Consider the following 23,279-nt stretch of genomic DNA (forward strand, 5'->3'; position numbering starts at 1 on the left):
CAATGTCACACTTTATACAGCTTCGTCACACCTCCCCGGCTCACCGCCACCACGCGAAAGGAACCCCATGACCGATCAGAAACCCTGGCACGGCGTCATCGTCGCCTCGGCTCTCCCCTTCAACGAAGACCTGTCCGTGAACTACGACAAGTTCGCCGAGCACGTGCAGTTCCTCGCCGACAACGGGTGCGACGGCATCGCCCCGAACGGGTCGCTCGGCGAGTACCAGAACCTCAGCGAGGAGGAGCGCGCCCGCGTCATCACCACCGCCGTCGAGGCCGCCCCCGAGGGCTTCTCGGTTATGGCCGGCGTCGGAGCGTACGGCGCACTGCAGTCGCTGCAGTGGGCGGAACAGGCCGCGGAGGCCGGCGCAGACTGTGTCATGCTGCTCCCCCCGAACACCTACCGCGCCAGCCGCGAGCAGGTGAAGCACCACTACGCCACTGTCGCGAAGGCCGGCCTGCCGATCGTCGGCTACAACAACCCGATCGACACGAAGGTCGACCTCGTTCCCGATCTCATCGCCGAGATCCACGACGCCGGCCACATGGTCGGGGTCAAGGAGTTCACCGGCGATCCCCGCCGGATCTACGAGATCCAGGAGCTCGCCCCGAGCATCGACATCCTCATCGGCACCGACGACAGTGTGCTCGAGGTCGGCATCGCCGGCGCCGTGGGCTGGGTCGCCGGGTACCCCAACGCGATCCCGCAGTCGACGGTGGAGCTCTTCAAGCTGGCCACCTCGGGCGACGTCCGCGACCTCGAGCGCGCGCAGGCCATCTACCGCGACCTGCACTCGCTGCTGCGCTGGGACACCAAGACCGAGTTCGTGGAGTCGATCAAGCTCTCGATGGACGTGCTCGGCCTGTACGGCGGCCCCTGCCGTCCCCCGCGCCTGGCCCTGCCGCAGGACGTCGCCGACCGCATCGTGGCGGACACGAAGGCAGCAGCCGCCAAGGGCTACGACAAGTAAAGCCGCGCGAGTAGCGTGGGGTGCGACAGTCCGGCACCGACTATCGCGCCTCACGCACTCCCTGCCTTTCCCGCTGCGGAGCCACCCGCACGCTTCCCACACGAACACACCCAGGAGCACCATGCGCACCACTCGCGTCTTCCACGCGGTCGACTCGCACACCGAGGGCATGCCGACTCGCGTGATTACCGGCGGAGTCGGCGTCTTGCCCGGCGAGACCATGGCCGAGCGACGCACCTGGTTCATGGAGCACTCCGACCACATCCGGACGCTGCTCATGACCGAGCCGCGCGGGCACGCCTCGATGAGCGGTGCGATTCTCCAACCCGCGACGCGGCCAGATGCGGACTGGGGCGTCCTCTACATCGAGGTCTCCGGGTGCCTGCCGATGTGCGGGCACGGCACCATCGGCGTCGCCACGGTCCTCGTCGAGACCGGAATGGTCACGGTGACGGAACCCGTCACCACGATCCGCCTCGACACTCCCGCGGGCCTCGTCGTCGTGGACGTCGCCGTGAACGACGGCCGGGCCGAGTACGTCACCATCACGAACGTCCCCTCGTTCATCGACCGGCTCGACGCCTCGGTCGAGGTGCCCGGCCTCGGGACCGTGCCGTACGACCTCGCGTTCGGGGGAAACTTCTACGCCATCGTGGACCTCGAGCAGATCGGGATCGAGTGGCGCGATGACCGCGCCAACCAGGGCGAGCTCCTCGATGCCGGCCTGGCGATCATGGATGCGATCAACGCGACCGACGCACCGGTGCACCCCGAACGCGCCGACATTCGCGACTGCCACCACGTCTACCTCAAGGCACCAGGCTCGACGGCGGAGCGCTCACGGCACGCCATGGCCATCCACCCGGGGTGGTTCGACCGCTCCCCCTGCGGCACCGGCACCAGTGCGCGCATGGCACAGCTGCACGCTCGCGGCGAGCTCCCGCTCGACACCGATTTCGTGAACGAGTCCTACATCGGGTCACGCTTCATCGGCCGCCTCACCGGCGAGACGACGGTGGCCGGTCGCCCTGCGGTGATCCCGACGGTCACGGGGCGCGCCTGGATCACGGGGACCGCCCAGTACTTCCTCGACCCGACCGACCCGTTCCCGGAAGGATTCCTCCTGTGACGCTGCCGTACTTCGATGCCGAAGCCGTGCTCGAGACGCTCACCTTCGCACGCGCCATGGACGCCGTCGAGGAGGCGCTGCGGAACGACGTCGACCCTGAACTCGACGGCCCGCGCCTGTTCAGTCCGGCTCCGGACGGCGAGTTCCTGCTCATGCCCGCCCAGGGCGCGCGTTTCAGCGGCCTGAAGGCGCTCACCGTCGCGCCGCAGAACCCGGCGCGCGGTCTCGAGAAGATCCAGGGACTCTACATTCTGCTCGACTCCGGCACGCTGGCGCCCGCCGCCATCATGGAGGGATCGAGCCTCACGGCGATCCGCACCCCCGCGGTCGCGATCAGTGCCGTACGGCAGCTCGCCGCTCTCGCGCCCGCCGGCGCCGAAGTGCCCACGAGCCCGCAGGTTCTCGTCTTCGGAGCGGGCACCCAGGGGCGGGGTTCGGTGCTCGCCGCACGCAGCGTCTTCCCCGACGCGACCTTCGGCGTCGTCGGCCGCAGTGCGGAGCGCGTCTCCCAGCTGCAGAGCGACCTCGCATCCCACGGCATCGACATCGTCGACCGAGGGAACGACGCCGAGGCAGCGGTGCGCGCCGCCGACATCATCATCTGCGCGACCACCGCGAGCACCCCGCTCTTCGACGGCTCGCTCGTGCGCGACACCGCGATCGTCGTCGCCATCGGCACGCACGGGCGCGACCTCCGCGAGCTCGACGACGCGCTCATCACCCGAGCCGATCTCGTCGTCGAGGGCCGCGCGTCGGCCGAGCGTGAGAACGGGAACCTCGCGACCGCGCTCGGGCCAGCGGAATGGGTCTCGAATCCGCCGCCCAACCTCCGCGACCTCGCGACCGGGGCCGTCACCCGCCGCCCAGGGCACCCAGCCGTCTACACCGGCGTCGGCATGTCGTGGGAGGATCTGGTATGCGCGACGGTCGTGTTCACCGAGGGCACGCCCACCCGGTAGCGCCGCCAGAACTCAGGAGGAATCCAGTGCCCACGCTCAGTCAGCTCAAGCGTCCGATGAACCTGCGCGAGACGGTGCTCGACCAGTTGCGCACCGCCATCATCACCGGCGAACTCGCCGAGGGTGTCCTGGTGTCCGCCCCGACGCTCGGACAGCAGCTCGGCGTCTCCGCGACCCCCGTGCGCGAGGCGATGATGGATCTCGCACGTGAAGGACTCGTCGAGACCGTCAAGAACAAGGGGTTCCGGGTGACCCAGATGAGCGAGAAGGATCTCGACGACCTCGCCCAGATTCGGCAGCTGCTCGAGCCGCCGACGATGCACGACGTCGTCGGCCGGATCCCCGACGAGGCCTTCGACGAGCTCATCGCACTCGCCGACCGCTGCGCGGAGGGCGCCGCCGGCGAAGACCTCGTCGAGTACCTGCGCAACGATCGCGCCTTCCACGCGCTCGTCCTCTCCTTCGCCGGGAACCGGCAGCTCACGGATCTCGCCACCTCCCTTCGTTCCCGCACCCGTCTCTACGGGATCACGGCTCTCGCGCACGACGGTCGCCTGACGGCTTCGGCGCACGAGCACCACGAGCTCGTGCGCCTGCTCCGCGACGGCGACGGCGACGGCGCCGAAGCGCTGATGCGCAGCCACATCGGGCACGCCAGGTCGCTCTGGGCGACGGGTGGCGAGGGCCGCACGCCAGAGGACTCCGCGACCGCAGACACGCCCCCAGGAGAGGCAACGTGACCAGAACCACCGACGTCATCGTCATCGGCGCAGGGATCACCGGCTGCGCCGCCGCGTTCTTCGCAGCCAGGGCAGGACTCTCGGTCACGGTGCTCGAACGCGATCTCCCCGTCAGCGGCACGACGTCGCGCTGTGAGGGGAACATCCTCGTCTCCGACAAGGAGCTCGGCCCCGAGCTCGAACTCATGCAGTACTCGCTCGACATCTGGAAGGGCGAGCTCGCCGAGTTCGGCCATCTCTGGGAGTTCGAGAGCAAGGGCGGCATCATCGTCGCATCGCGGCCGAGCAGTCTCGCGTCACTCGAGCGGGTGATGACGGCCCAGCGCGCCTCGGGCATCTCGGCTCGCGAGCTCTCCTCCGACGAGCTCAGGGAGCTCGAGCCCCACGTGACCGACCAGGCACTCGGCGCCGCGTTCTACCCGGAGGACAGTCAGGTACAACCCATCCTCGCCGCGGCCGAGATGCTCCGGCTCGCGCGCGAAGCGGGCGCCACCCTGGTGACCCGTGCCCCCGTCACCGCCCTGCTGCGCGACGGCGACCGGGTGGTCGGCGCCCGCACCCCGAGCGGCGATTTCACGGCGGCGCACGTCGTCAATGCGGCCGGCAGCTGGGCCGGCGACGTCGCGGCGCTCGCCGGTGTCTCCGTGCCCGTGCTCCCCCGACGCGGCTTCGTCATGGTTACCGAACCGCTGCCGCCACGCGTCTTTCACAAGGTCTACGCCGCCGAGTACATCGACAACGTCGGGAGCTCCGACGAGGGCTTGCAGGCGAGCCCGGTCGTCGAGGGAACTCCCGCCGGCACGATCCTCATCGGCTCGAGCCGCGAGCGCGTCGGCTTCGACAGCACCGTCAGCACCGAAGCGCTCCGCACCATCGCAGCCAACGCGATCGAGCTCTTCCCGTTCCTTGAGCGCACCAGGATCATGCGGCAGTACCACGGGTTCCGTCCCTACTGCCCCGATCACCTGCCCGTCATCGGGCCGGATCCCCGCGCGCCCGGGCTGTGGCACGCCTGCGGGCACGAGGGCGCGGGAATCGGGCTGGCTGCGGGAACCGGGAAGCTCCTCGCGCAGGCGCTGAGCGGCGACGATCCCGACATGTCACTCGTCCACTTCCGACCCGAGCGATTCGGGGACGGCGGGGCCCAGGCTCCCATCGCACCGACCGGCGCATCGACCACCCAGACCGACTTCGAGGAGGCGAGCGCGTGAGCGACATTCCACAGGCAGGAAGTCCGCACGGTTCGGAGCGCACCGGTGCCGCGACGAGCCGCGTGCGCGGCACCTTCGACGGAGAGCCGCTCGAGGCGGAAGCGGGCACGAGCGTCGCCTCGGCCCTGATCGCGACAGGCACCCGCTCGTGGCGCACGACCCGCGAGGGCCGCTCCCGCGGACTCTTCTGCGGCATCGGCGTCTGCTTCGACTGCCTCGTCGAGATCGACGGAGAGTCCGGACAGCGCGCCTGCATGATCCCGCTCGGCGAGGGCATGGATGTGCGCTCGGCATCGGGGCCGCGGACGACCCACGACGCCGGCACCGGTACCAGCACCGGCCGTGATGCCGACGGGACGGACGCCGCATGAGCGCGCCCCTCGAGAGCCTCGGCCAGACAGAGCCCCGTCCCACCGGACCTGCTCCGCACTTCGAGGTCGCCGTCGTGGGCGCGGGGCCGGCGGGTCTCGCCGCGGCGGCGAGCGCTGCCGAGCGCGGTGCCCGTGTGGCCGTCATCGATGCGGCAGAGCAGCCGGGCGGCCAGTTCTGGCGGCACCGGTCGGAGGCCGCAGGCATCCGGGACGACGGGTCGCTGCACCACGGCTGGAAGACCTACCTCGACCTGCGTCGACGCTTCGACTCCGGCGTGGATACGTCGCGGATCACCTATCTGCCCCGCACCAGTGTGTGGATGGCGCAGCGACGGCCGCAGGGCTTCACTCTGCGGCTGTCGTCGAGCTTCGGTACGACGACGGGCCCGTCCACCGTCCACGCGTCCGCCCTGGTCCTCGCGACCGGCGGGTACGACCGGCAGCTGCCGGTGCCCGGGTGGGAGCTGCCCGGTGTGATGGCCGCTGGCGGCATTCAGGCGTTCATCAAACAGAATGGCGCACTCCCCGGTTCGCGTTTCGTCGTGGCTGGCACCGGCCCGTTCCTCCTGCCGGTCGCCGCGAACATCGTCGAGGCCGGTGGCAGCGTCGCGGCGGTGTGCGAGTCAGCGGATCTCTCCGGCTGGTTGCCACGCGCGCACCGCGCGCTCGCGGTGCCGGAGAAGGGGCTCGAAGGCGCCGAGTACGCATGGACCTTCGTCAAGCATCGAATCCCGTATCGCACCCGCACCGTGGTCACGGAGATCCTCGGCGACTCCGCAGTTGAGGCGGTGCGAACCGCTCGGGTCCGTCGCGACGGGACCGAAGTGCCCGGAAGCGCGCGAACGATCGACGGCGTCGATTCCGTCGGGCTCGGCTGGGGCTTCACCCCGCAGCTGGAACTTCCCGTCGCCCTCGGCGCCCGGACACGGGTGGACGTCGATGGATCCCTCGTCGCCGATGTCGACGCGGCCCAGCGCTCCAGCGTGCCCGGCCTGTATCTCGCCGGCGAACTGACCGGCGTCGGCGGCGCGGCGCTCGCGGTCGTCGAGGGTGCCGTGGCGGGGCGTGCAGCGGCGCTCGCGACCACCACCGGCACGGATGGCTCCGGCGCCATCGCCACGGCCCGTGAGGCGCGGACCATCAGTCGGCAGCGCGCCTTCGCCGAGGCGATGCACCTCGCACACCCGCTCCCGCCCGGGTGGGAGTCGCGCATGCGCGACGAGACCGTCGTGTGCCGCTGCGAGGAGGTCACCGCCGGGGCGATCCTCGGCGCCCGCGATGAGATGGATGCGGCCGACTCGCGCACCCAGAAGGGCGTGAACCGGGCCGGCATGGGGTGGTGCCAGGGCCGCGTCTGCGGCGTCGCGGTGGCCTGCCTCTCGGGCTCGGCGCCGCAGGCGAAGTCTGACGACCCGATGATCTCGCTGCGCCAGAACGCGAACCGGCCCATCGCCCAGCCGATCCCGCTCGGCGACCTGCGCGACCTCGTCGACTGAGCTCGCGGCGGACGGAGGAACCGCGGGGCGGCGGTAGACTGGAGGGCGATGAGTACCCCCGCCGACACGCACGCCCCCGCCACTGCTCCGCACAGTCGCGCGACCGCAGCCCTGCAGCTGCTCCGCGCCGTCGGACACGTCATCGCGGTCGGCTGCATCGGACTGTGGGGGTTCCTCGCGTGGCCGCTCCCCTTCCCCGGGGTGCTGACCGGGCTCGGTCTCCTCGCTCTCGCGATCGTGGTGTGGGCGCTGTTCCTCTCCCCGCGCCCCGTGCTCCGCACGGATCGATTCGGCCAGGCCTTCATCGAGTTGCTGTTCATCGCCGCCGCGGTCGCCGCGATGCTCGACGCCGGTATCCCCTGGGTGCTGGCGGGCGTCTTCGGTGTCGCCGCCGCCGTGCTCGGGTACCTCGTCCCGGCACGCCTGCGCTCCGCCGCCGCCTGAGATCTGAGCGGCCGTCGGCCTGGCCGAGCTCGGCCGCCTCCTCCAGACCGCAGATGCGCCCGCTCACATCGGACGAATACACTTTCAGCGTGTCCCAGCAGCCACCAGGCCCCCACTCGACTCCTCACCCCGGTCACTCGCGCCCCGGCCACCCGGGAGCCGGTGCCACTGCAATTCCGACCCACCCGGACGTCCGCTCGGCTGTGCCCCGCGGCGTCCAGGCGCTCGCCGTCGGACTCGCGTGGCTGAGAGCCGCGGCCCTCTGCGGGTTCCTGATCGCGATCGGGCGGGACGTCGATGCCCTCGCCTCCGGTCACGACCCGGTCGCGGCGGCTCTCGCCCTGGCGGCGCTCGGTGCCATCGTCGCCGCGACCTCGGCGACGGACAAGCTGGTGACCGCTCGGGTGCAGGCGCACGCCGAGGGCCACCTGAGGCAGCGCATCGTCGCTTCGGTGTTCCGCGGGGGTCTCGTCGCCGCCCAGTCCCGCTCGGGTGCGCTGCTCGCGCTGGCGACGGGCTCCGCTGAGCGCGCAGCGCGCTACCGCGGCGCGTTCCTCGGGCCCACCATCGGTGCGCTCACGACGCCCGTACCGGTGCTCATCATCGCGGCGGTCGCGATCGACCCCGTGGTCGGGCTCCTGCTCGCGGGCGGCGCGGTGCTCGTACCGGGAATCGTCGTGATCGCCCGCCGCACCGTGCGCGCCTCCGGGGCGGCGCAGCGCCGCACGCAGGCGCAGCTCACCGCTGAGTTCCTGCGATCGATCCAGGGGCTCTCCACGCTGGTCACGGCGAGGGCCGCCGATCGCGCGGGGGTTGAACTCGCGAATCGCGGGGAGCGCCTGCGCCGCGCCCTCATGCGCGTGCTTGCGGTCAATCAGGTCCTCATCCTCGTCATCGACGCCGCCGTCACCCTCACCGTCCTCCTCGTCGCAACCCTCGCCGCGGTCTCCCGCGTCGAAGCCGGCGCGCTCTCCCTCGGCGAGGGCCTCTCCGTCATCCTGATCGCACTCCTCGTCATCGCCCCGGCCGACCTCGTGGGGCAGTTCTTCTACATCGGCATCGGCGGGCGCGCCGCCGAGCAGGCGATCAGCCGCCAGCTCGCCCGCGCCCCCCGCAGTGCCACGGCTGCAGGTCAGGGCTCCGCCGAGTCCGAGCAGCCCGCGTCACCTCAGCCGGGCCACGATGCGACGGACCGGACCGCGATCTCCCTCGACGGCGTCACGGCAGGTTGGACACCCGGTCAGGAAGTGCTGCGCGACCGCACTCTCCAGGTGCGCACCGGCGAGCACGTCGCACTGGCCGGCCCGAGCGGAGCAGGCAAGTCCACCGTCTCTGCCCTCGTGCAGGCGCACCTCTTGCCGACAGCGGGGCGGGTGACCCTCCTCGGTGCGGACACCCGCACGACGCCGGCGCGGGAGATCCGACGCATGATCTCCGTCGTCGAGCAGCGCACGTTCCTCTTCCACGGCACCATCGCAGAAAACCTACGTGTTGCACGCCCGCACGCCACCGACGCGGAGCTCTGGGATGCGCTCGGACAGGCGGGCCTGGAGGCGGAGATCCGCAACTCCGATCACGGGCTCGATACCCCGGTCGGCGAGCAGGGCAGAAACCTCTCGGGCGGGCAGAGCCAGCGACTCGCGATCGCTCGCGCGATCCTGCGCGACTCGCCGATCCTGATCCTCGACGAACCGACCTCGCAGGTGGATCTCGCCGGCGAGGCCGCGTTCCTCCAGACCCTCGAGCACCTCGCCTCCGGTCGCACCGTCCTCATGATCGCCCATCGGCCGGGAGCGATCCTCGCCGCCGACCGCGTCGAACACCTCGACGCAGCGGGAGCCGCACGATGACCCCCACCTCCCCAGTCACCAGCCGCCGCACCCTCACCGCATGGCTCTTCCGCCACACGAGCGGCCTGCTCCCGATGCTCGGCGCATCGACCCTCGCGCGCATCGTCGGCAACCTCCTGAACGTCGCGATCCTCGTCATCGCCGTCCGGGCACTGCTCAGCGCCGCCTCCGGAGCGTCGGAGCACCTCATCCGGCTGGCGCTCACCGTGATAGCGCTCGCCGCCGTCAAGGCGGTACTGCGATACCTCGAGCAGTTCACCGGACACTGGGTCGCCTTCACCGCGCTGCAGCGGCTCCGGGTGCTCTTCTTCAGTCGGCTCGTTCCCCAGGCTCCCGCAGCGACGTCGGGGCGCGCGTCGGCCGAGCTCACGGAACGCGCCACCCGCGACATCGACCGCATCGAAGTCTTCTTCGCGCATACGTTCCCGCCGGTGATCGCCTCAGTCGTTGTACCGGCCATCACGCTGGTCTGGTTCGGGATCGCGGTCGACCCGCTCCTCGCCTGCCTCATCGCCGGATTCCTCACCGTCGCCTTGCTCCTGCCTTTCCTGAGCGCGACGGCGACCTGGCGTGTCTCACGCGACATCGCAGAAGAACGCGGACGCGTCGCCACCCACGTCGCCGACGATGTGCAGGGCGTGCGCGAGGTGCTGGCCTTCGAGGCGGAGGACTCCCGCCTCGCCGCGCTCGCCGACGCGGACTCGGCACTCGCCGAAGCGCAACGCGGACTCGGCAGCGTGGTCGGCATCAGGCTCGCCGTCGAGCACCTGCTGCGTGCCGCCTGTCTCGCAGCCCTGCTCCTGAGCGGCCGCCCGGTCGAGGACGTCGTGATTGCGGTCGCCGTGCTCTTCGGGCTGTGGTTCAAGAACGCGGGAACCGACGACTTCGCCACGGGACTCGACGCCGCCTTCGCCGCGTGCGACCGCGTGCGCAGCGTCGTCGAGGCGCCGCCCGCGGTCGCCGACACGGGCACCGGCGCTGTACCGGGAGGCGGCGGGGCATCGGTCGAGTTCGCGGGGGTATCGTTCACCTATCCCGGCACCAGGACACCGGCGCTCACCGAGGTCACGACGGCGTTCGCGGCCGGCGGCTGGCACGCGATCGTCGGCGTCTCCGGAAGCGGGAAGTCCACCGTCGCGTCGCTGCTCACCCGATCCTGGGATCCGGATGCCGGCGAGATCAGGCTGGCCGGCGTACCGCTCCCTACGCTCTCCCTCGAAGCGCTGCGCGAGGCAGTCGCTCTCGTCGATCAGCGCCCCACCCTCTTCCCAGGCACCCTCGCCGAGAACCTTCGGCTCGCACGGACCGACGCCACCGACGCCGAGCTCGAAGCGGCGTTGCAGGACGTCTGCCTCGGCCCCGAGTCGCTGCCCGATGGCCTGGAGACAGAGGTCGGCGAGCGCGGGACCACGCTCTCGGGTGGGCAATTGCAGCGCGTCGCGCTCGCGCGGGCTCTCGTCGCCGAACCGCGGCTGCTCGTTCTCGACGAAGCGCTGAGCCAGCTCGACGCTGCCACGGCCCGCACCGTCCGGTCCCGTCTCGTCGCACGCTTCCGCGCTCGAGCGAACGCCGGAGGCGACGTCTCAGGCCCGACGGTCATCGAGATCACCCACCGGGCCGACGAGGTCGCCGAACACGGAGGCGTTTCTGTGATCGACCGCGGCGCCCTCGTCGAATCAGGAACCGCCGACGAACTCCTCGCTCGCCGGGGTGCATTCGCGAGACTCGCGCTGCGCGACGCGTAGGCCGTTGGGCGCGCGGCCACGGCGCTCGCCTACTGCGCTCTCGCCGCCACCCGCACCTGCAGCTCGTGCTCGATCTGCGCGAGCGGGTCGCGGTTGGCCGCCTCCTCGGCGAGCCCGCGGGCCGCTGCACGGTACGCCGGATCATCGAGCACGCGGGTCACGGCGTCCCGCACCGTGACCGGCGCTGGTGTGCCGTCGCGCAGGTCGATCCCCGCACCCGCCCAGGCGACACGCGCTGCCACCTCCGGCTTGTCCTCGGTCACGCCGGCAACGACCAGGGGTACCCCGTGCGAGATCGCGGCGAGCACACCCCCGTACCCGCCGTTCGTCACCATGACGTCAGTGCGTGGGAGCAGCGCGTCATAGGAGAGATAACTCGCGGCACGGACGTTGGCGGGCAGCGGGCCGAGCGCCGAGATCGGGCTGCCGCCTGCGGACACGACCACGAGCACGTCGTCGCCGGCGAGCGCGTCGATCGTCGGACGCACGAGCCGGCCGAAATTCGCATTGTCGATGGTGCCCTGAGTGACGTGCACCACACGGTTGCCGTCGAGATCATCCCACCATTCGGGGAGTTCCCGGGTGGTCGGGGCCTGCGGAAGCACACCGGTGTACAGGACGTTCCGCGAGAGTTCGGGACGGGGGTAGTCGAGTCCGCGCGGACCCGTCTGGAAGAAGACGTCGAACTGGCGTGCGACGTCCATTGCCGGTCGGTCGAGGCGCATGCCGGCGAGCGCCAGCGCCCGTTCCGCGGCGCGCTGCACGCTGCGGAAGACCACCTGTTTCGCGATGACGCCGAGCACTCGGTAGCGCAGCCGATCGACAGCGGTACGCGCCGGCGGGAGCCCCATCCCGTGCGGGGCCAATCCGTCATCGCTCTGACTCAGGGGCATGACTCCGAGCCCCGCGATCACCGGTTGGAACCCCTCGCTGGGCGCTGTCGCTCGCGCGGCTCGCGTGAACGGGAGCGCACCGGCGAACGTATTGTCGACGAGCACCGCGTCCGGCTGGATCAGCGAGATCTGCTGCTTGAGCGCGGCGAACTGATCGGGCACCGGCTCGAAGAAGATCGTGCGGATCTCGTACTGCGCCCTCCGGATTCCCCGGTAGCGCAGGCGGTCAGGAATGTAGCTGTCGGCATCGCGATCGTCGAAATCCGCTTTCCCGGAGAGCGGTGCGAAGCGCACTCCTCGACCCTCCACGGTCTCGCGGAACCGAGTGCCCGTGAGCAGGGTGACATCGTGACCTCGCTCGTGCAGGTAAGCTGCAATCTCGAGGACCGGGCCGACGTGGCCATGGATCGGAGTCGCAGCCAGCAGGAATGTCGACATCACACCCTCCCCCGGGCGTTGAATTGGGTAGATACTTGATCTAACCATATTCATCAGGTGAGGTGAAGCGCCGGTTTCAAGTTCGGCAGAAAGGCGACCAGCATGGCGCGCAACTACTCGTCACCGCTCCGAGAAGCGGAGGCAGCGCGCACACGCACACGGATCATCAATGCTGCCGGCACTCTCTTCTCGAGTCACGGCTACAACGGGACGACGATGCGCGACATCGCCCGCGAAGCTGGAGTCTCCGTCCAGTCCGTACGCCTGGCTGGTACGAAGGCCTCGCTCCTCATCGCCGCGTTCGAGACGGCCTTCGCCGGGGACGAGTGGCCCGAGAGCCTCAGCGAGCGGGTGGAACTCAGGGAGATCATGTGCCTCCCCTCAACCGAAGAGGCGCTCAGCAGGTATCTGGACTACATCGCCGAGGCGAATCGACGCAGCGCAGCGCTCTCGCGCGCGATGCAGTCCGCAGCCGAGGTCGATAGCGCCGCCTCAGAGGCGGTCGACGACCTCTGGGTGCGACGTCGGCACGACATGCGAATCGCCATCGACTGGACAGTGTCCCGCGGATTGCTCACCGCCGATACGCCGGAGGAGATCGACGTCGCCGCGGCCGAACTCAGCCTCATCGTCGGCCCGGAGGCCCACCTCTTCTTCACCGATCAGATCGGCTGGAATCACGACCGCTACCGCTGGTGGCTCGGCACCGCGTTCCGCTCGCTGCTCCAGTCCTGGCGCGAGCGCGGAGCGCTCGATGCGTCCGTCAACTCCCCATCGCCTGCGCCCCGGACACGGCCGTGAGCGCCCGCCGCAGCGCCGTACTCGACGTGTGCGCGGTGTACGGGAAGTAGACGACCTCGACCCCCACCGCCGAGAACTCCCGCTCGAGCCGGATGCCCTTCTCCGTACCGCGCCAGTCGTCACCCTTGAAGAAGTGGGTGAAACCGACTTCCCGCCACACGTCGATCTTGTTCGGGACCTCCTCGACGAAGACCTCGTCGACGAAGCTGATGTGGCTGACGATCTCAGCGCGCTCGTGCGTCGGGATGAACGGTTCGACGCCCTTCACGAGGCGCAGCATCTCATCGCTCACCACCCCGGCGATGAGCACGTCGCAGCGTTGTTTCGCGTGCTTCAGCAGGTTGAGGTGCCCGATGTGGAAGAGGTCGAATGCGCCCGCCGCATACCCGATGCGCTGCGCTCCCTGGCGCACGACGCCTTCCTGCCGCATCACGGCTCGACTCCGACCTGCCGGGCATCGCCCGACGCCGGAACGAAGAAGGCCTCACCGGTGCTGCGGGACCGCAGTCGACTTGCGTGCACAGCGAACGCGAGAAACAGCGCAGAGGCGAGGGGAAGCGCCAGTGCGACTGCCGCCCCGGTGAGGCCGGTCTGAAACCCGATCGGCGGAACGCCGCCGATCGGAAGATATGGGTGGGTGGCGGCGTGGATCCCGTCGATGCGGGCGCCGGTGCAGGCGGGAGGGACGACGAAGGTCATCAGTACGCTCCCTTCGGATGAAACATGACTCTGGCGGTGCGCCACATGATCTGAAGGTCCTGCATGAGGGACCAGTTCTCGACGTAGCTGAGATCGAGACGCACGCTCTGCTCCCAGGTCAGATCACTGCGCCCGCTCACCTGCCAGAGGCCGGTGATCCCCGGCTTGATGTACAGCCGGCGGTACACCGTCCCGTCGTAGCTCGTCACCTCGTCGGGGAGCGGCGGGCGAGGGCCGACCACGCTCATGTCCCCGGTGAGCACGTTCCAGAACTGGGGCAGCTCATCGAGCGACAGACGCCGCAGCGTGCGACCGACGCGAGTCACTCGCGGATCCTCACGCATCTTGAAGAGCGGACCCGATCCCTCGTTCTGCGCGAGCAACTCTGCTCGGCGAGCCTCGGCATCGACGTGCATGGTACGGAACTTGAGCATCCGGAACCGCTCCCCGTCACGACCGACACGGTCCTGCCAGAAGAGCACCGGCCCGCTGGAATCGAGCTTGATGCAGAGCGCCACCACCGGGGCGATCAGCGCGATGGCCCCGAGCGCCGCACTCGCGACGACGATGTCGAGAGCGCGCTTGAGCAGGTGCTGTCCGCCCTCATAACGCGGAATCTTGATCTGCAGCAGCGGCAGTCCGTCGATGGGGCGGAAGGAGATCCTGGGTCCCACCACATCGGTGACGCGGTGCGAGAGCACGAGCTCGGACGCCGTCCCCTCGAGTTGCCAGCTAAGCGCCTTCACGTAGTTCGGCGAATTCGCCGGGAGACTCGCGATGATGATCTTGTCCGCCCCGATGCGCGCCGCCGTCGCCGCAACCGTCTCGGGCTCACCGAACACCGGGTAGTCGGTCTCGCCGACCGTCAGCACGCGCCGCGCGCCGGACGACGACGCATCCCCCATGAGTGCGGCGCCCCGCTCGTCTGCGCCGAAGAGGCTCACCCCCACGACGAAGATCGCATTCTCTCCGCCTTCGCGCAGCGCGCCGAGCACATACCGCGCATCGTCTTCCGTGCCGACCACGAGAGTGCGGCTCAGGAGGCGGCCCCGAAGACGCTGACGGCGCAGCCACTTCCGCCACAGCCAGCGTCCGAGCAGCACGCCTCCCGTGCCGAGCGGCGCGACGACGATGATGAGCAGCCTGAGGTCGATCCAGTCGACCAAGCTGCCGACGAGAGCGAAAACACCGAGGGCGAGCCCGCTGGCGTGTACGACGCCGCGGTACTCCGCGACGCCTGCGCCCATGATCCCGGCGTCCCGCGTGCGGAGCGCCGCGAGCATCGCGAACCACACGACTCCGAGCACGCCGGCCTGCGCTGCGGATGCAGCGTCGCCACCCGCCAGGAGGACCACCGCAGCACCGACCGCCGATACCGCGAAGACGATGGCGGCATCGGTGCCCACCAGACGCGAGTGGTATCGGCGCTCCCAGCGCCTGCGGTACTCCAGCGCGGGAGTGGCTCTGGGAGTCAGAACCTCGGTGATTGAACGCAACTTTACCCCTCAGATGCAGCGATCGGATGCCTCATGGTAGGGAGGAGGATCCGGGGCGATGGGGGAAGTTACGCAAGCCGTACGTAGAGCAGTTCATGCCAGGCATCGCGCGGCAGTCAGGCGGGGACGCGGCCGTTCCGGAAGAAGGCGCGGAGCTCGTCGCGGTTCGTCGTTCCGAGCTTCGTGAAGACGTGTCGCAGGTGGGTCTCGACCGTGCGTGTGGAGAGGTGGAATCGCTCCGCGATCCATCGACTCGAGTAGCCGAGCGCCGCGTGGAGCGCGATCTCGCGCTCTCTGGCGGAGAGGAGCGAGGTGCGCGGAAGCGGCAGCCACACCCCGAGGTCGGCGAGCAATCGGGTGGCCGGACTCTCCCATGCCGGGGTGCCCGCCGCAATCTCTTCGAAGTACGCCAGCAGCGCGTCGCCCATAGGCGCGTCAACGCCGGGAGCGATCGCTCGCACGCGCGACAACTGGGCCTGCTCGATGCGCCCCTCGGCGGTGGCGACCACGCGAAGCGCGCGCAGTTCGACGAGCGGCAGCGACTCCGCCGCCGCCCACGCGGCGAGTCGCGCAGCGTGATCTCCGGCGTCGGGATCCCCGTTCCACTGGCGCGCCTCGACCGTCAGCAGTCGCACCAGACCGCGAATCATCTGCCCGGTGCCCGGCTGCGCGACCTCGGCGGCCCGAATGGCTCGCCGCGCGCTCTCGCGCTCTCCGAGCGCCGCATCAGCGAGAGCGAGGATCGCGGCCGAGAGCGGGCGCATGCCGAACCCGTCGTGCTTCGCCAATCGGTCGCGCACCCGGGCGGCGCGCTGCGCGGCCTCGCGCCACTTCCCGTCGTTGAGCGCGAGCATCGCCAGCCCGTTCTCGATGAACCCGGTCTGGTTCAGATCGGTGATGGCCCGCTGCTGCAGCCCTTCGATCGTCTCGCGCGCTGCTTCCGTAGCCCCCGAGAAGAGGTGCGCGACGCAGGTCACGAGCGTGAGGAGGTCGGCGACATGGTGTTGCGCCCGCTCTCCGAGCACGGCGAACATGCGCGCCTCATCGGCGACCTGGATCGCATCGCCGAAGCGGCCCTGCTGCACCAGGACGAGCGCGGACATCACCCGCGCGTTGCCCCGCACCCACTCCAGCTGCATGCGCCCGAGCGGCTCGATGGCCGGGCACTCGCGCATCGCCCGGGAAAGCTGCCCCGTCCGACCGAAGAGCTGCGCTCTGGCCGTCACGATCATCTCCCGAGAGAGTTCATCGTCGGCATCGACCTCCTGATCGAGTCTGGAGATGATCTGGAACGCCTGACCGTACTGCTCCTGGTCGAGCGTGAGGTGCGTCACGAGTTCGAGGTGCAGGGAGACCCGCAGGGCCGGAGGGAGATCATCGACATCGTCGCGGCGCAGCACTCCCCGAATCACCTCGGCGGAGGAGAGCAGCGCGTCTCGATCGCCGAGCAAGCGGGACGACTGGCTCGCACGGGAAGCCGCCACGGCGACCTCCCGCGGTGATGCCTCCGGGTGCGCCGCGATCGCCAGAGCCACCCGCATGGAGAACTTCAGGTCTCGGCCTCCGCTGAGATAGGCGAGCGCACCGGTCAACCAGGTGAGGGGCATCGGCTGCATCGCTTCGAGTCCGAGCGACACGAGTCGCAGGAGACGCTGCGGCGAACCCGTCGGATCCTCGCCGCCCAGATCGCTGAGCAGCGCCTGGTAGAAGTCCTCGCTGATCCGCATCCGCTGCGTCTGGAGGAGTCGACTCGTCAGCGCCTGTGCGAGCAGCGGGTGACTCACGGTGAGCGCCGTCTCACCAGTGGGCTGGCGACGAGCCACGACGAAGCCGAGGGACTGGAGCGACGCGAGGTGCTCGGTGTTCAGGTTCTTCAGCAGTACCGTCTCCGAAACGGGTTCGGCGAGCGCCACCGCCTCGAGCGTCAGCAGCTCGTCCGCGGTACAGGTGTCACTCAGATACGCGAAGAACTCCTCGGGCACTCCGTCGTAGCCGGTCTCCTCCCAGAGCATTCCCCGGTCGCGTTTCACGAGCCCCTGCCGGTCGAGCGCGAGTGCTAGCACGGAGAGGGAGTGCACATTCCCGCCCGTGATGGCGTACCACCGCCGCAGCGTCTCAAACTCGACCCGTTCGCCCTCGAGCAGGCGCGAGAGCAGCACCGCCGCCTCAGCGTGGGTGAGCGGGCCGACGCCGATCCGCTGAACTCGCGGGTGGCGCACCATCCGCTCGGCTGCACCGCTCAGGCGCCGCGCCGTGGCGATCACTCGGACACCGCCGGATCGAGCGAGGCTCTCGAGCACCTGACCCGTGGCCGCAGCATACCGGTCGATGGACGGCGCCACGATGACCGGCTCTGCTCCCTCGGCGGCGTCCGCTTCGATGAGCTCGAGTACGCGGCGCGCGAGGCTCGCGTTGGATCCGTGACCGTGCCCCGACGACACCGAGGCCACTCCGGAGAACAGGTCGGGGAAGACCTCGCCGAAGATCTCGGTCGGCGGTGCCTGCTCACCGACCGGTGACGGCAGCAGAATGACATCCGTTGCCGTGTCACCCGCGTCGGCGAGCGCGTACGCGGCTTCCTCCGCAAGACGGGTCTTGCCACTCCCCGGCTCCCCGAACAGCAGCACCGAGGAGCCGGATGGGGTCATCGCCTCGACCACACGTTCGAGTCGGTCGGGGGCGCACTCCGCCGCACTCACCCAGCCGCTCTGCTCCTCGCCGTTGCGCCGAAGAGAGACACCTTGTTCCTGCGCCTTCATGGTCCCCACACTCACTTCGCAGAGGTCGCGCACTCCGCTGTGCGCGACTCCTCGTGAGTGGATCATATCCCCGGCCAGGAACGCCCAAGCCGTGAGTTACGTGTTCTTCACGTAGGTGTTTTCCACCCAGTATTCCCGATCGCCGAGCATCACAATCATGTGACAGCGCCGGGGAACCGTTGGTGATTCACGGCTGCGCGGCTAGCCTGTCTAACATGAGCGAGCTACGACTGGAAGAACTGTCAGCGGCGACGATCGTGCACGTGAACGCGCTCGGTTTGAAACCGGGGCAGGAGCAGTTCATCACGCCCGTCTCTTACGCGGCGGCAGCCGCAGTCACCCCTCCGGAGTCCGCGTGGCAGCGCGTCGTGCTGCGCGGTGACCGCGTTGTCGGCTTCATCCACGCGAACTTCGACCCCGAGGCGACGCAGGAGGAGTTCCGCGCCGCGCTCTGGCGGATCAACGTTGACGCCGACGAGCAGGGCTCCGGTATCGGGTCGTTCGCCGTGGACGCGCTGGTGCAGGAGGCGCGCCGTCGCGGCGTGGAGCGCCTCACGGTGCTCTGGGAACGGGGTGAGGACGGCCCTGAGGGCTTCTTCCTGAGGCAGGGGTTCGCTCCCGTCGGCGAGACGCCGTACGGAGAGGTCATCGGGGCGATCGAGGTCTGAGCCCACCCCATGGATACCCCTCGGGGGTGTATGATGCAGCCATGGAAACGGCAGCGGACGCCCCCGTGGGGCACGGGTACGTCAACCACAAGGACGACCTCCTGAAGCGACTGCGACGCGCCGAGGGGCAGGTTCGCGGGATCCAGCGCATGGTCGAAGAAGACACGTACTGCATCGACATCCTGACCCAGGTGTCCGCGGCGACGAAAGCACTGGAGCGCGTCGCGCTGGCGTTGCTCGACGACCACCTGAGCCACTGCGTCGCCGAAGCCGCCGAAGCAGGTGGAACGATGTCGCAGGAGAAACTGAAAGAGGCGTCGAACGCCATCGCGCGTCTCGTCGGCTAGCGCCTCGCCCGTCAGTCCTCGTCGGGAACGAGTACCGGTGTGTCCCGGTTCAGGCTCTCGCCGCGGAAGAAGGGGCGCGAGTTCGGTCGCAGCCACCAGATGCCCATGAGCACGAATCCGGCCAGAATCGCTCCCACACCGACGACGAAAGCCCCACCGATTCCGAGCAGCACCGTTTCGCTGTAGTCGGTGCTGATCATGTCGATCGCCGACTGGACGAAGGCGTAGCCGAGCATGAGCCCGCCGAGCGCAGGGAAGATGCCCCGCATCCAGAGGTTCCTCGCACTGTCACGGAGCGTCGCTCGGAAGTACCACACGCACGAGAACGAGGTGATGGCGTAATAGAGGGCCACCGCGAGGCCCATCGAGGTGAGAGAGTCGGCGAGCACATCCTCGGAGATGATCGACATCGAGACGTAGTAGACGATCGCGGCCGCGCCCATGACGGTGGTCGAGAACCACGGCGTCTTGAACTTCGGGTGCAGCTCGGAGAATTTCGCCGGGAGCGCTTTGTAGACCGCCATCGACAACGTGCCTCGAGCCGTGGGCAGGATGGTGGTCTGCGTCGATGAAGCCGCCGAGAGCATGACGCCGAGCAGCAGGAACCAACCCCATGGCCCGAACAGGACGCCACCGAGCACCGAGAACACGTCGTCGAGGTTCTCCGGATTCGTGAGCCCGGTCCCCGTGTCGCCGAACCCGGCGAACATCATCACCGCGACCGAGACGCCGACGTAGGCCACGATGAGCACGGCGATGCTCGAGAGGGCGGCCCGTGCGGGGGTCTTCCGCGGGTTCTTGGTCTCCTCATTGAGGGCGAGGCAGGTGTCCCACCCCCAGTAGATGAAGAGCGCCAGCAGCACCGCCTCCATGAAGCCCGACCAGGAGGTCAGTTCAGCGGGGTTGAACCAGTGCCAGTCGAAGGCGACCGAGTCGGGGTTCGCACCCGACAGGGCGTTCACCAGGGCGAGGCCTCCGAAGAGCGCCATCGCGAGCATCTGAATCGCCATGAGCACCATCTGCAGGCGCTCGCCGATCTGCACCCCGATCGTACTGATGAAGGTCATGAGCGCCATGAAGACGACCGACGTCACGACGACGATGACCCGGTCGTCCGCGAACTCCTCATTGCCGAGCAGTAACCAGAAATACTGCCCAGTGATCTCGCCGACGTTCGCGAGCACCATGACGGACGCCACCGCCACCGACCAGCCACCGATCCACCCCGTCACCGGCCCGAACGCCTTCGTGCCCCACACGAACGTGGTGCCGCAATCTGGCGCTTCCCGGTTGAGCTCTTGATACGCGAACGCGGCGAACACCATGGGTACGCACGCCACGATGAACACGAGGGGAGCTTGCGCACCGACGGCGAGGATCACGTATCCGAGAGTCGCAGCAAGCGAGTAGAGGGGCGCGGTCGACGCGAGTCCGATGACCGTCGATCCGACGACGCCGAGCGCGCCGGAGTTCAGGCCCTTGCCGACATCGACACGGGCCGGTTCGCTGCTGGTCTCCTGCGACATGAGCGTCTCCTGGGGGTGGGTTCCGAGGTGTGCTCCGCAAGCATATCCTCGGTTCGGGAGTCGAGGAACGGTGCGGTCGTGTCAGTGGGCGCCGTGCAGGATCATCGCCTGCACACCCCACCCCAGAGGGACGGTGCGCTCATGGATCCACCCGGTCTTGCGTCCGAGTCCGGCAATCGCCTCGGCGTCCCGCATCCCCGACCCGTTGACCCCGATGGCGCGCACCCGTTCTTCATGAGCGTGCGGATCGAGCGAGTCAGGCGACGTCGCATCGACGACGACGAGCACGTCGGTGCGCGCGCGGAGCCGCTGGAGCAGGTTCCGGGCTTCGGCGTCGGTCCGGTTCCGCAGCGCGAAAGCGGCGATACCGAGGTCGGCGTGAGGCAGCTCGGGCCCAGAGTCGGGGACCCCGTGCTCTGAAGCCTCGGCGAGGACGGCGACCTCGGTCTCGTTGCCGCCGAGCCTGAGCTCGGCACCGATTCCCACCTCGCGGGCAAGATCAGCGAGCTCTGCAGCCCCTGCCCCGGCGAGGAGCACGCGTTCGGCTCCGTCCCAGACCGCGTCACGGAGCAGCGCCGGTGCGAGGAACCGCAGGATGCCGGCTTCTTCGCACTGCTCGGCGAACAGCGCGCGGTCCTGTTCCAGTTCCTCCGCGAGCGTGCGCCCCCTGGCCGCCTCCCAAGCCGAGCGGCCAGAAGCGAGTGCCTCGGGGAGCGCGCCGAGCGCGTGCATCACGTCCCCGTCGTGCCCGTCGAACTCCTCGCGCGCGCGCTCGTCGGCGAGCAGCGCTTCGGCCGCCGGCCCGATCGCGAGGCCGTCATCGGTGAGACCGCTCGGTACCACCATCCCGTAGTGCACGAGCGTCGGCATCAGAGCTGAGACCGCAGGGGCTGCGAGCCCGCGGCGACCGGCGATCTCCCCCGGTGTCGCACCGGGGTGATCGGCGAGGTCGTCGAGGATCCCGCTCCGCAGCGCCGCCCGCACCGTGAACCAGGCGACCGGCGATGGAATCTCGGGTGAGGCCTGGTCGTCCGAGTGCTCGGCGTGCCAGTACCCGGTGATGTTGACGCGCTGCTTCGGCAGCCCCAGCTCGCGCGAGACGAGACGCCTGATCGGCAGCAGCGTCCGGCTCTCCGCCGCGGCCCAGAAGAAGCCGTCGCCGTCTTCGGGGATCGCCTGCCGTGCCGCGCGTTCGAGGGGTGCCCGGTCCGTGGGATCGGCGACGACCCACTCGATCGTGTCACCCTCGGCCAGCGCCAGGTCCTGCCGTGCCCGCGGGTGCGAGACGGTGACGACGATGCGGGCGGGCGCCGGGGTCGGACGCTCGTCGAGAAACCGCCCGATGGCGGGGAGTGCGGTCTCATCCCCGATCAGCACGATCCAGTCAAGGCGCTCAGGCAGTACGAGCGACGACTTCGGGCCCACCACCCACAGCGCGTCGCCGCGAGCCGCACCTCTGGCCCACGTCGCTGCGGGTCCGTGGCCGTGCAGCACGAAGTCGAGATCGACTTCGCCGCGCTCATGGTCGACCCGGCGAGGCGTGTAGTCGCGAGCGACTCGGGCGGGCGCCGCCGTCCACTCGATACCGTGGGCGAGCTGGATCGGCAAGACGTCGGGGAGCTCGGACTCATCGGCGAAGATCGCCTTCACGTGGTCGTCGAACATCGGAGCGTGGAACGCTCCGAGCGTCAGGCCGTCGCGTTCGAAGGCGTCGAACTCTGGTCCGCCGAGGGTGATGCGTCGCATCCGGGGAGTCACCTCCCGCACGGCGAGAACGTCGAGACGTCGCAGGACCAGAGGATGAGTGACGAAGTCCCGATGAGCCATGTCTGTCCTGTGCTCCTGTCGCGCGCGCTATTTCTTTCTGATCACAACCAGATTTACCTTATCGGCGGCGCGGTACGGCGGCAATGGTTCAGAGCTTGTCGTAGCGCGCACGGAAGACGCAGAACAGCGCATAGGCGAGGAACCCGATCCCCATCGCTGTGACGATCGCGGTGCCGGCGGGGAGGTCCTTCAGCAATCGGATGGCCGCGTCGAGCGCACCTGCGGCGTCGGGATCCTGCTTGATCGCCGCGGTCACGACGAGTCCGCCGACCACACCGAGCGACGCGCCCTTCGCCACGTACCCGAACGCGCCGAGCGCCTCGATTGCACGACCGCCGGGCCCCTTCGGAAGTTTGACGCGCTTGCGGAACCCGCGTCGCACCCCGATCACGATGAACACCACACCGGCTATGCCGATGGCGATGCCCGCTATCGCGAGCAGGAACGGGCCACCCGGCATCTGCAGCAGACCGCCGCTCGCCTGCTCGGCACTCTGCTCCCCGTCGGATCGCGATCCTGATGCATACTTCCCCGCAACAAAGCCGAGCACCAGGTAGATCACCGCGCGACCCCACTCGGAGATCCGCCAGGACCAGCGCTGTTTCGTGTCGCTGATGCGGATGGAGAACCCGTTGACCACGTAGTACACGCCGAGTGCCACGAGCACCGCAGCGAGCAGCCACAGAGCGAACGCACCGAACGGTGCCTCAGCGATGGTCTGGAACGCCTGCGACTGGTCGCTCTGACCGCTGCCCGTCCACGCGAGCATCAGCGCGAAGACACCGATGATCCCGTGCACCAGGCCGTTCGCGACGTGACCGCAGCGCGCCGCGACCCGGAAAGAGGGATGTTGTTCCGCGCGCTCCGCTGCGGCTTTGACGCGTTCGTCCACAGTGGCAGAGTACCG

General features: G+C 69.3%; 21 protein-coding genes. 13 read left to right on the forward strand and 8 right to left on the reverse strand.

The window, feature by feature from the left end:
* Nucleotides 1–67: 67 nt before the first annotated feature.
* From K8P10_RS12680 to K8P10_RS12725, 10 genes are all read left to right on the forward strand, one after another.
* Nucleotides 68–973 (forward strand): dihydrodipicolinate synthase family protein, encoded by a 906-nt coding sequence (locus K8P10_RS12680; RefSeq protein WP_224779268.1) that lies wholly within the window; start codon nt 68–70, stop codon nt 971–973.
* A gap of 121 nt (nt 974–1,094) precedes the next feature.
* Nucleotides 1,095–2,102, forward strand: coding sequence for a proline racemase family protein (locus K8P10_RS12685; RefSeq protein ID WP_224779269.1), 1,008 nt, complete (start codon nt 1,095–1,097; stop codon nt 2,100–2,102).
* The gene (locus K8P10_RS12690; RefSeq protein WP_224779270.1) at nt 2,099–3,061 is read left to right on the forward strand and encodes an ornithine cyclodeaminase family protein; all 963 of its coding nucleotides are present in this window, start codon (nt 2,099–2,101) and stop codon (nt 3,059–3,061) included. The genes K8P10_RS12685 and K8P10_RS12690 overlap by 4 nt, the downstream gene beginning before the upstream one ends.
* 26 nt (nt 3,062–3,087) lie before the next feature.
* The gene (locus tag K8P10_RS12695; protein WP_224779271.1) at nt 3,088–3,801 is read left to right on the forward strand and encodes a GntR family transcriptional regulator; all 714 of its coding nucleotides are present in this window, start codon (nt 3,088–3,090) and stop codon (nt 3,799–3,801) included.
* Nucleotides 3,798–5,012: an FAD-binding oxidoreductase gene (locus K8P10_RS12700; RefSeq protein WP_224779272.1), complete on the forward strand. Its 1,215-nt coding sequence runs from the start codon at nt 3,798–3,800 to the stop codon at nt 5,010–5,012. Before K8P10_RS12695 ends, K8P10_RS12700 begins: the two co-directional genes overlap by 4 nt.
* Nucleotides 5,009–5,383, forward strand: coding sequence for a (2Fe-2S)-binding protein (locus K8P10_RS12705; protein WP_224779273.1), 375 nt, complete (start codon nt 5,009–5,011; stop codon nt 5,381–5,383). The genes K8P10_RS12700 and K8P10_RS12705 overlap by 4 nt, the downstream gene beginning before the upstream one ends.
* On the forward strand, nt 5,380–6,879 hold the full coding sequence (locus K8P10_RS12710) for an NAD(P)/FAD-dependent oxidoreductase (RefSeq protein ID WP_305069231.1): 1,500 nt from the start codon (nt 5,380–5,382) through the stop codon (nt 6,877–6,879). Before K8P10_RS12705 ends, K8P10_RS12710 begins: the two co-directional genes overlap by 4 nt.
* A 48-nt stretch (nt 6,880–6,927) precedes the next feature.
* Complete coding sequence (locus K8P10_RS12715; protein ID WP_224779274.1) at nt 6,928–7,323, forward strand: DUF2568 domain-containing protein; 396 nt, start codon at nt 6,928–6,930, stop codon at nt 7,321–7,323.
* Between the two features lie 89 nt (nt 7,324–7,412).
* Nucleotides 7,413–9,173 (forward strand): ABC transporter ATP-binding protein/permease, encoded by a 1,761-nt coding sequence (locus tag K8P10_RS12720; RefSeq protein WP_224779275.1) that lies wholly within the window; start codon nt 7,413–7,415, stop codon nt 9,171–9,173.
* Entirely contained in the window at nt 9,170–10,918 is a 1,749-nt protein-coding gene (locus tag K8P10_RS12725; protein ID WP_224779276.1) for an ABC transporter ATP-binding protein, read from the forward strand. The genes K8P10_RS12720 and K8P10_RS12725 overlap by 4 nt, the downstream gene beginning before the upstream one ends.
* 29 nt (nt 10,919–10,947) lie before the next feature.
* Here K8P10_RS12725 and K8P10_RS12730 read toward each other — a convergent pair whose 3' ends face one another.
* Nucleotides 10,948–12,249, reverse strand: a complete 1,302-nt coding sequence (locus tag K8P10_RS12730; RefSeq protein ID WP_224779277.1) for a glycosyltransferase — start codon at nt 12,247–12,249, stop codon at nt 10,948–10,950.
* Nucleotides 12,250–12,351: 102 nt separating this feature from the next.
* Between K8P10_RS12730 and K8P10_RS12735 the strand changes: the two genes are divergently transcribed.
* Complete coding sequence (locus K8P10_RS12735; RefSeq protein ID WP_224779278.1) at nt 12,352–13,050, forward strand: TetR/AcrR family transcriptional regulator; 699 nt, start codon at nt 12,352–12,354, stop codon at nt 13,048–13,050.
* Here K8P10_RS12735 and K8P10_RS12740 read toward each other — a convergent pair.
* From K8P10_RS12740 to K8P10_RS12755, 4 genes are all read right to left on the reverse strand, one after another.
* Entirely contained in the window at nt 13,013–13,480 is a 468-nt protein-coding gene (locus K8P10_RS12740; RefSeq protein ID WP_224781286.1) for an adenylyltransferase/cytidyltransferase family protein, read from the reverse strand. The two genes, K8P10_RS12735 and K8P10_RS12740, sit on opposite strands and share 38 nt — an antisense overlap.
* Nucleotides 13,480–13,749 carry a hypothetical protein gene (locus tag K8P10_RS12745; protein ID WP_224779279.1) on the reverse strand — a complete coding sequence of 90 codons (270 nt, stop codon included), beginning with the start codon at nt 13,747–13,749 and terminating at the stop codon, nt 13,480–13,482. Before K8P10_RS12745 ends, K8P10_RS12740 begins: the two co-directional genes overlap by 1 nt.
* The gene (locus K8P10_RS12750) at nt 13,749–15,245 is read right to left on the reverse strand and encodes a sugar transferase (RefSeq protein ID WP_224779280.1); all 1,497 of its coding nucleotides are present in this window, start codon (nt 15,243–15,245) and stop codon (nt 13,749–13,751) included. The genes K8P10_RS12745 and K8P10_RS12750 overlap by 1 nt, the downstream gene beginning before the upstream one ends.
* Before the next feature lie 116 nt (nt 15,246–15,361).
* Entirely contained in the window at nt 15,362–18,004 is a 2,643-nt protein-coding gene (locus K8P10_RS12755) for a LuxR C-terminal-related transcriptional regulator (RefSeq protein WP_224779281.1), read from the reverse strand.
* A 215-nt stretch (nt 18,005–18,219) separates the two neighbouring features.
* Here K8P10_RS12755 and K8P10_RS12760 point away from each other — a divergent pair, with 215 nt between their 5' ends.
* Nucleotides 18,220–18,672: a GNAT family N-acetyltransferase gene (locus K8P10_RS12760; protein ID WP_224779282.1), complete on the forward strand. Its 453-nt coding sequence runs from the start codon at nt 18,220–18,222 to the stop codon at nt 18,670–18,672.
* Nucleotides 18,673–18,713: 41 nt separating this feature from the next.
* Complete coding sequence (locus K8P10_RS12765; RefSeq protein ID WP_224779283.1) at nt 18,714–19,019, forward strand: metal-sensitive transcriptional regulator; 306 nt, start codon at nt 18,714–18,716, stop codon at nt 19,017–19,019.
* An 11-nt stretch (nt 19,020–19,030) separates the two neighbouring features.
* On the opposite strand, the gene K8P10_RS12770 is transcribed toward K8P10_RS12765, so the two are convergent.
* The 3 genes from K8P10_RS12770 to K8P10_RS12780 form a co-directional block, all read right to left on the reverse strand.
* Nucleotides 19,031–20,545 carry an APC family permease gene (locus K8P10_RS12770; RefSeq protein WP_224779284.1) on the reverse strand — a complete coding sequence of 505 codons (1,515 nt, stop codon included), beginning with the start codon at nt 20,543–20,545 and terminating at the stop codon, nt 19,031–19,033.
* An 81-nt stretch (nt 20,546–20,626) separates the two neighbouring features.
* The gene (locus tag K8P10_RS12775; RefSeq protein WP_224779285.1) at nt 20,627–22,372 is read right to left on the reverse strand and encodes a siderophore-interacting protein; all 1,746 of its coding nucleotides are present in this window, start codon (nt 22,370–22,372) and stop codon (nt 20,627–20,629) included.
* 88 nt (nt 22,373–22,460) lie between these two features.
* Nucleotides 22,461–23,264, reverse strand: coding sequence for a DUF1206 domain-containing protein (locus K8P10_RS12780; protein WP_224779286.1), 804 nt, complete (start codon nt 23,262–23,264; stop codon nt 22,461–22,463).
* Nucleotides 23,265–23,279: the final 15 nt, after the last annotated feature.

The organism is Leucobacter sp. Psy1 (genome assembly GCF_020096995.1).
Taxonomy (GTDB): domain Bacteria; phylum Actinomycetota; class Actinomycetes; order Actinomycetales; family Microbacteriaceae; genus Leucobacter.

What these genes read in the sequence shown, in the direction of transcription:
- K8P10_RS12685 (WP_224779269.1), top strand. Translation starts at nt 1,095, where the DNA reads ATGCGCACCACTCGCGTCTTCCACGCGGTCGACTCGCACACCGAGGGC.
- K8P10_RS12735 (WP_224779278.1), top strand. Translation starts at nt 12,352, where the DNA reads ATGGCGCGCAACTACTCGTCACCGCTCCGAGAAGCGGAGGCAGCGCGC.
- K8P10_RS12775 (WP_224779285.1), bottom strand. Translation starts at nt 22,372, where the DNA reads ATGGCTCATCGGGACTTCGTCACTCATCCTCTGGTCCTGCGACGTCTC.
- K8P10_RS12745 (WP_224779279.1), bottom strand. Translation starts at nt 13,749, where the DNA reads ATGACCTTCGTCGTCCCTCCCGCCTGCACCGGCGCCCGCATCGACGGG.
- K8P10_RS12770 (WP_224779284.1), bottom strand. Translation starts at nt 20,545, where the DNA reads ATGTCGCAGGAGACCAGCAGCGAACCGGCCCGTGTCGATGTCGGCAAG.
- K8P10_RS12680 (WP_224779268.1), top strand. Translation starts at nt 68, where the DNA reads ATGACCGATCAGAAACCCTGGCACGGCGTCATCGTCGCCTCGGCTCTC.
- K8P10_RS12740 (WP_224781286.1), bottom strand. Translation starts at nt 13,480, where the DNA reads ATGCGGCAGGAAGGCGTCGTGCGCCAGGGAGCGCAGCGCATCGGGTAT.
- K8P10_RS12760 (WP_224779282.1), top strand. Translation starts at nt 18,220, where the DNA reads ATGAGCGAGCTACGACTGGAAGAACTGTCAGCGGCGACGATCGTGCAC.
- K8P10_RS12730 (WP_224779277.1), bottom strand. Translation starts at nt 12,249, where the DNA reads ATGTCGACATTCCTGCTGGCTGCGACTCCGATCCATGGCCACGTCGGC.
- K8P10_RS12710 (WP_305069231.1), top strand. Translation starts at nt 5,380, where the DNA reads ATGAGCGCGCCCCTCGAGAGCCTCGGCCAGACAGAGCCCCGTCCCACC.
- K8P10_RS12725 (WP_224779276.1), top strand. Translation starts at nt 9,170, where the DNA reads ATGACCCCCACCTCCCCAGTCACCAGCCGCCGCACCCTCACCGCATGG.
- K8P10_RS12715 (WP_224779274.1), top strand. Translation starts at nt 6,928, where the DNA reads ATGAGTACCCCCGCCGACACGCACGCCCCCGCCACTGCTCCGCACAGT.
- K8P10_RS12755 (WP_224779281.1), bottom strand. Translation starts at nt 18,004, where the DNA reads ATGAAGGCGCAGGAACAAGGTGTCTCTCTTCGGCGCAACGGCGAGGAG.
- K8P10_RS12765 (WP_224779283.1), top strand. Translation starts at nt 18,714, where the DNA reads ATGGAAACGGCAGCGGACGCCCCCGTGGGGCACGGGTACGTCAACCAC.